Source organism: Hydrogenophaga sp. (assembly GCF_041633695.1).
In the GTDB taxonomy this organism is placed as follows: domain Bacteria; phylum Pseudomonadota; class Gammaproteobacteria; order Burkholderiales; family Burkholderiaceae_C; genus Hydrogenophaga.
Map to the genome: position 1 here is coordinate 1 of NZ_JBFJMY010000246.1, position 6,302 is coordinate 6,302.

The window sequence follows — 6,302 nt, forward strand, 5'->3', positions numbered from 1 at the left end:
CTGGAACCGCCCAGCACCTTGCCCCTGGGCTGGTAGCCCCGGCGTCCATTGAGCCCGGACTGTGGCACGGTGTGGTAACCCCAGCCATTGAGCTGGAACTTGGCCATCACCGCCAAGCCCGCAGGGCAATGGATGAGCACGCTGTCGTCGGGGCCACCGGCTTCGAGCAAGGCCACGCTCACGGCTGGGTTTTCGCTCAGGCGAGCCGCCAGCACGCAGCCAGCCGAGCCCCCGCCTACGATGATGTAGTCGAACATGCAGTCTCCGGAATTTGCTCAGAACACGCACGAGGCCCAAGGCCCGGGGTGCGCGACAATGGGGACCAAGTTAGCACGCAGCGCCTGGGAACTGTAGAGACAACAGCCTAGGGCCTGACGCCTGCGCGACGGTGCGGCACGACACCCTGCGCTGACCGATTTCCCGCCTACCCTGGGCGGCATCCATCCACTTTTTTGGAGTTACACCACATGAGCAGCATTCAAACCGTAGGCATCGTCGGTGCCGGCACCATGGGCAATGGCATTGCGCAGGCCTGCGCCACCAGCGGCCTGCAGGTGGTCATGGTCGACATCAGCGACGCCGCTGTGCAAAAAGGCCTGGCCACGGTGGCGGGCAGCCTGGACCGCCTGATCAAGAAAGAGAAAATCACCACCGCCGACAAAGACACGGCGCTGGCGCGCATCCAGGTCTCCACCAACTACGACGACCTCAAGAGCGCGCAGTTGGTCATCGAAGCCGCCACCGAGAACGAGGCGCTCAAGATCAAGATCCTGCAGCAGCTCGACGCCCTGCTGGCGCCCGAGGTGATCGTCGCCACCAACACCAGCTCGATCTCCATCACCAAACTGGCCGCAGCCACCCAGCGCGCCGACCGCTTCATCGGCATGCACTTCTTCAACCCCGTGCCCATGATGGCGCTGGTGGAGATCATCCGTGGCCTGCAGACCAGCGACGCCACGCACGACGCCGTCAAAGCCATGGCCGAAGCGCTGGGCAAGTCGCCGATCACGGTGAAGAACGCGCCCGGTTTTGTGGTCAACCGCATCCTGGTGCCCATGATCAATGAAGCCTTTTTTGTGCTGGCCGAAGGCACGGCCACGGCCGAAGACATCGACGCCGGCATGAAACTGGGCACCAACCAGCCCATAGGCCCGCTGGCGCTGGCCGACATGATCGGCCTGGACGTGTGCCTGGCGGTGATGAACGTCTACATCGCCGAATTCAACGACAGCAAGTACCGCCCTGCCCCGCTGTTGAAAGAAATGGTGGCCGCAGGCTGGCTGGGCAGGAAAACCGGGCGCGGCGTGTACACCTACTGACCTTTGCGGTCAGCGGGCCAGGCCCCGGTGCCGTGCAAGTAGGGTGAGGGCTCGGCCGGCCCCCAGCGCAGGGGCAGGCCACCTCGCACCCGCCGGACCTGGGTGACTTCCATGCGCAGCAGGCGCTCGGCTCCGTCGAACGTGCTCAAGGCGGGGTCGCTCCAGATCACCTCGGCACGCACCGCCAGATACAGACGCTCACCGGTGTCAAAGTCCACAAACAGCAAGCCTGCCCGTGGATGCAGGGCGATATTGCCCAAGGTATTGAAAAATCGGTTGCCGGCGAAGTCGGGCACGGTCAAAACATGGCCCTCGACCCGCACGAAACCGGGTTTGCCACCCCGGTGCGACACGTCTACCCCGTGGCGCGGTTCCAAGTCCGACGCTGCGGCCGGGTGGGCCGAGGCGATGAAGAAGGTGTCGGCGGCGCGCACCATGGCCTGCGCGGCGGCATCCAGCGCCGGGCCTTCGTATTCGACGGTGCCTGCCGGGGCACCCGGCACAAACACCGGTTCACGGGCTTGTATGTATTTCGGGCAATTGCCAAAGCTCTGCCCGACTTCGACCACGAGGCCGTCGTCCACCAGGTGGGCATGCCCGTTCAGCCGGTTGCGGCGCCGGGTGTGGGGCTGCAGCCCCAGCAAGGCCAGCGCAGCGCCCTCGCGCAGCGTGGTCTGCAGCGGGTCGTGTGGCAGCGGGTGGGCCCGGATCTGCAGGTGCCGGGCATCGGGCGTTTGCACAAAGCCCGGCGGGTTGGCCAACACGCTGGCCCAGGGTTGGTGCTCGGCATCCAGACTGCCCACGATCAAGAACGGCAACTCCGCAAAGAAGGCCCGGTGCTGGTCGGGCATGTGGTCGCGCATGATCTGGTCGCCGATCTGCGCCAGCCGCTCCTGCACGCCCACACGCGCCTGCAAGGCTTGCTCGCCGGCATGGAACGCGGGCAACCCTTTCACGCCGGCACCACCGTTTCGAGCATGGGCACAAAACCCGGCAGCGCTTCCACGCGGGCGAGCCAGGCGCGCACCGCCGGATAGGGTTCCAGTGAAATCCCGCCTTCTGGCGCGCGGACCACATAGGCGTAGTGCGCGATGTCCGCCAGTGTGGCGCGCTCGCCCACCAGGAAAGCCGAGGCTTTGAGCTCGCCCTCCATGAACCGCAGAAGTGTCTGCGCATGGGCCTGTGCTTCGCCCGGGTCCTTGGACAATTGGAACAGCCGGATCACCCGGGCCGCACACGGACCGAAGTGCAGCAAGCCGGCCGCCAAGGACAACCAGCGCTGCACCCCGGCCGCCCCCACCGGATCGAGCGGCAACCATGCGCCCGGCGCGTAGCGCGATGCCAGGTAGACCAGGATGGCATTCGAGTCGGCCAGGGTCAGCTCACCATCGCTCAACACCGGCACCTGGCCCAGCGGGTTCAGCGCCAGAAACGGCGCAGCTTTGTGCTCGGCCGCCATCAAGTCCACTTCGACGGCTTCATACGGCAGACCGAGCAGCGAGAGCATCAGCTCGACGCGGTGGCAGTGGCCAGAAATGGGGTGGCGGTACAGGCGGATGGTGCTGGTCATGGCGGAGCTCCAGAGATGAGGTGGTTGGTGGAGCCGCGATCTTCTTTCTTGCCGTCAAAAACACCAATACCCATTCACGGACAAGACTCATCCAAAAATCGGTTTAATGAGCCATGGACAAATTCCGCGCCATGGAGACCTTTGTGCACATCGCCGATGCGGGCAGCCTCACCGCTGCCGCCTGGGCCATGGGTGCTTCATTGCCTGCGGTGGTGCGCTCGCTCGCGGCCTACGAGGCCGACCTGGGCGTGCGGCTGTTCAACCGCACCACACGGCGTATTTCGCTCACGCTCGAAGGCCGCAACCACCTGGAAAGCTGCCGCCGCCTGCTCGCGGCGGTCCACGACGCCGAAGCGGCCCTGAAAGACGACGCCCACGAACCGGCGGGGCAGCTCCACCTCACGGCGCCGGTGCTGTTTGGCGAGATGCACGTCACGCCCATTGTTGCGCGCTTCGTGCAGCAACACCCGCAAATGCGCTGCCGCGTGGTGTTGCTGGACCGGGTGGTGAACCTGCTCGAAGAGGGTTTTGATCTCGGCATCCGCATCGGCGAGCTGGACGACTCCAGCCTGGTGGCCGTGCCGCTGGGGCAGATCCGGCGCGTGGTGGTGGCCAGTCCCGGCTTTCTGCGCCAGCATGGCGTGCCCCAACACCCCAACGATTTGCTGGACGCCAACTGTGTGCGCCATGCGGGGCACACGCCCACCTGGGGTGTTTTTCGCGACGGCAACAAATCCCTCAAGCTGGCGGTGAACGGCAACCTGGAGTTCAACCACATCGCCCCAGCCGTGCAGGCCTGTGTGGCCGGCGTCGGTTTGGGGCAATTCCTCTCGTACCAGGTGGCCCCCATGCTGGAACAAGGACAATTGCAAACCGTTCTGGAAGATTTCGAAGACGCGCCGCGCCCGATCCAGCTCGTCTACCCACACGCCCGACTTTTGCCCACGCGCACACGGGTCTTCATCGACAGCATCCGCAAGGAGCTCACGGGCTTTGCGCCCAGAAAGAACCCTCCATGACAACGACATACGACTTTGATCTGTTCGTGATCGGCGGCGGCAGCGGCGGTGTTCGCGCCGCCCGCATGGCCGCGGCACGTGGCGCGCGCGTGGCGCTGGCCGAGGTGCTGGGCACCGACGGCCTGGGTGGCACCTGCGTCAACGTGGGCTGCATTCCCAAGAAGCTGTACAGCTACGCGGCGCACTACGCCGAGAGCTTCCACGAATCCGCAGGCTTTGGCTGGGAGGGACAGGCACCGGTGCTCAACTGGGCCACCCTCAAAGCCAACCGCGCCCAGGAAATCAGCCGCCTCAATGGCGTCTACCTCAATCTGTTGCGCGGTTCCGGCGTGACCGTACTCAACGGCTTTGCCCACCTGGAAAGCGAACACGCGATCTCCCTGGCCACGCTCAATGCCGATGGCAGCCCCAGCCACCAGCGCTTCACGGCCAAGCATGTGCTGCTCGCCACCGGCGGCACCCCGCATGTGCCGCATTTCAAGGGCCATGAGCACGCCATCACCTCCAACGACATCTTCGATCTGGAACCCTTCCCCCAGCGGCTGGTGGTGGTGGGCGGGGGCTACATCGCCTGCGAATTCGCATCCATCTTCAATGGCCTGGGCAGCCAGGTCACCCAGCTCTACCGGGGCGAACAAGTGCTGCGCGGCTTTGACGACGAGGTGCGCCACTTCGTCGCCGCTGAAATGCTCAAGTCGGGCGTGGACCTGCGCCTGAACGCCGACGTGCTCGACATCCAGAAACAGACCGACGGTCTGCGCGTGGAGCTGGAGGACGGCACTGTGCTCCAGGCCGACGCGGTGCTCTACGCCACCGGGCGCGTGCCCAATGTCAAAGACTTGGGGCTGGAAGCGGTGGGCGTGGCCCAGGGCAAACAGGGCGCGGTGGTGGTGAACGCGCAGTACCAGACCAATGTGCCGTCGATCTACGCCGTGGGCGACCTCACCAACCGGGTACAGCTCACGCCGGTGGCCTTGGGCGAAGCCATGGTGGTGGTGGACGCGCTGTTCGGCCCCGCCGACGGCAAGGCCCTGCGCCAGATGAGTTACGACTTCATTCCCACCGCCGTGTTCACCCACCCCAACATCGGCACCGTGGGATTCAGCGAAGAACAGGCGCGCGAAAAATTCGGCCAGGTGCGGGTTTTCCGCAGCGAGTTCAAGGCGCTCAAGCACACCTTGTCGGGCAGCAGCGAGCGCACGCTCATGAAGCTGGTGGTGGACGCGCAAAGCGACCGGGTGGTCGGCCTGCACATGGTCGGCGCCGAGGCGGGTGAAATCGTGCAAGGCTTTGCCGTGGCCATGAAGGCCGGCGCCACCAAGGCCGTGTTCGACAGCACCATCGGCATCCACCCGACCGCCGCCGAAGAGTTTGTCACCATGCGCGAGGCGGCCAGGGACTGATGCCCCCACGCTCCGCCGCTGTGCGGGTCGCTGCCCCCCGAGGGGGCTGATCCGCCTTGGGGCGGCCCGGCGGCGGATCGCTTCGGCCCCCACGCCCCACCGCTGCGCGGGTCGCTGCCCCATCCGGGGCTGGGGCCCCGGATACCCAGGCCCGTGGGGCTGATCCGCCTTGGGGCGGCCCGGCGGCGGATCGCTTCCGCCCCCACGCTCCACCACTACACGGCGGCGTGAACGCCAAGATCCTCAGACCAGCCAGGCCAACAGCGCGATGACCAGCAGGGTGTGCGCCCACAGGCCGGGCGCCAGCCACATCAGGTAGTGCCGCCCACCGACGAGGCCCGCCGTCACGCTCTTGCTGCCCGCGTGCACGGCGAGCGCCAGCATCACGGCCCAGGTATCGCCGTCGGACCGTAGCGGCCCGGACGACGCAAACACCGCCGCCACCGCCGAGTGCAGATCGGCCATGGCGGCGACCATGGTGCCGGCGATCAAGCCGGCCTGGCCCAGCCAGAGATCGAGGCCGTGCACCAGCGCCTGGATGCCACTGAGCAAAACCACCACAGCGGCAGCGCCGGACAGGCTGAACATGCGGTCTTCGTCGCCACCTGGCAGACCTTCGACACGCGGGCTCGATGCCACACCATCGGCCGGCTCGGCCGCGTCGGGTGCGTCGTCGGGTGCACCGCGCAACAGCCACCAACCCCAGACGGCAGCACCAACGCCGCCCGCCGTTGCCGGCAGCCACAGCACCGACACCCAGGCCGGTTGTACCGCTGCGGCCACGAGCAGCAGCTGGACCTGCGTCGACACGCACGAGACCAGCCCGCCGCCGGCCATGAGGCGGGCGCCCGAGCGTCCCTCGCGCACCGCCAGCCCCATGGTGGCGATGGTCGCCGTGCTCGACACGAACCCGGAAGCCAGGGCCGAGAACGCCACCGCTTCGCGCGCCTGCAGCAAGCGGCGACAAAGGTGGGCCAGCGACTGCACGGCC

The 6,302-nt window shown here is 66.6% G+C and carries 7 protein-coding genes; 3 read left to right on the plus strand and 4 right to left on the minus strand.

Going from position 1 to position 6,302, the window contains the following annotated elements; genetic code table 11:
* On the minus strand, positions 1-257 hold a 257-nt coding region (locus tag ABYB95_RS14805; protein WP_372659338.1), incomplete at its 3' end, for a lycopene cyclase family protein.
* A 210-nt stretch (positions 258-467) separates the two neighbouring features.
* Here ABYB95_RS14805 and ABYB95_RS14810 point away from each other — a divergent pair.
* On the plus strand, positions 468-1,319 hold the full coding sequence (locus ABYB95_RS14810; RefSeq protein ID WP_372659339.1) for a 3-hydroxybutyryl-CoA dehydrogenase: 852 nt from the start codon (positions 468-470) through the stop codon (positions 1,317-1,319).
* Here ABYB95_RS14810 and ABYB95_RS14815 read toward each other — a convergent pair.
* Both ABYB95_RS14815 and ABYB95_RS14820 read right to left on the minus strand, forming a co-directional pair.
* Positions 1,313-2,275 (minus strand): pyridoxamine 5'-phosphate oxidase family protein, encoded by a 963-nt coding sequence (locus ABYB95_RS14815; RefSeq protein ID WP_372659340.1) that lies wholly within the window; start codon positions 2,273-2,275, stop codon positions 1,313-1,315. The two genes, ABYB95_RS14810 and ABYB95_RS14815, sit on opposite strands and share 7 nt — an antisense overlap.
* Positions 2,272-2,889, minus strand: a complete 618-nt coding sequence (locus ABYB95_RS14820; RefSeq protein ID WP_372659341.1) for a glutathione S-transferase family protein — start codon at positions 2,887-2,889, stop codon at positions 2,272-2,274. Before ABYB95_RS14820 ends, ABYB95_RS14815 begins: the two co-directional genes overlap by 4 nt.
* Before the next feature lie 113 nt (positions 2,890-3,002).
* Between ABYB95_RS14820 and ABYB95_RS14825 the strand changes: the two genes are divergently transcribed.
* Together ABYB95_RS14825 and gorA are read left to right on the plus strand one after the other, a co-directional pair.
* Positions 3,003-3,908 (plus strand): LysR family transcriptional regulator, encoded by a 906-nt coding sequence (locus ABYB95_RS14825; protein WP_372659342.1) that lies wholly within the window; start codon positions 3,003-3,005, stop codon positions 3,906-3,908.
* A complete protein-coding gene (gorA, locus tag ABYB95_RS14830; protein WP_372659343.1) occupies positions 3,905-5,311 on the plus strand; it encodes a glutathione-disulfide reductase in 1,407 nt (468 codons plus the stop codon). The genes ABYB95_RS14825 and gorA overlap by 4 nt, the downstream gene beginning before the upstream one ends.
* A 243-nt stretch (positions 5,312-5,554) precedes the next feature.
* Here gorA and ABYB95_RS14835 read toward each other — a convergent pair.
* Positions 5,555-6,302, minus strand: a 748-nt coding sequence (locus ABYB95_RS14835) for a DUF4010 domain-containing protein (RefSeq protein ID WP_372659344.1), incomplete at its 5' end; no start/stop codon positions are given.

Coding starts and splice junctions, on each gene's coding strand:
- ABYB95_RS14810 (WP_372659339.1), top strand. CDS start 468: ATGAGCAGCATTCAAACCGTAGGCATCGTCGGTGCCGGCACCATGGGC.
- ABYB95_RS14820 (WP_372659341.1), bottom strand. CDS start 2,889: ATGACCAGCACCATCCGCCTGTACCGCCACCCCATTTCTGGCCACTGC.
- ABYB95_RS14825 (WP_372659342.1), top strand. CDS start 3,003: ATGGACAAATTCCGCGCCATGGAGACCTTTGTGCACATCGCCGATGCG.
- gorA (WP_372659343.1), top strand. CDS start 3,905: ATGACAACGACATACGACTTTGATCTGTTCGTGATCGGCGGCGGCAGC.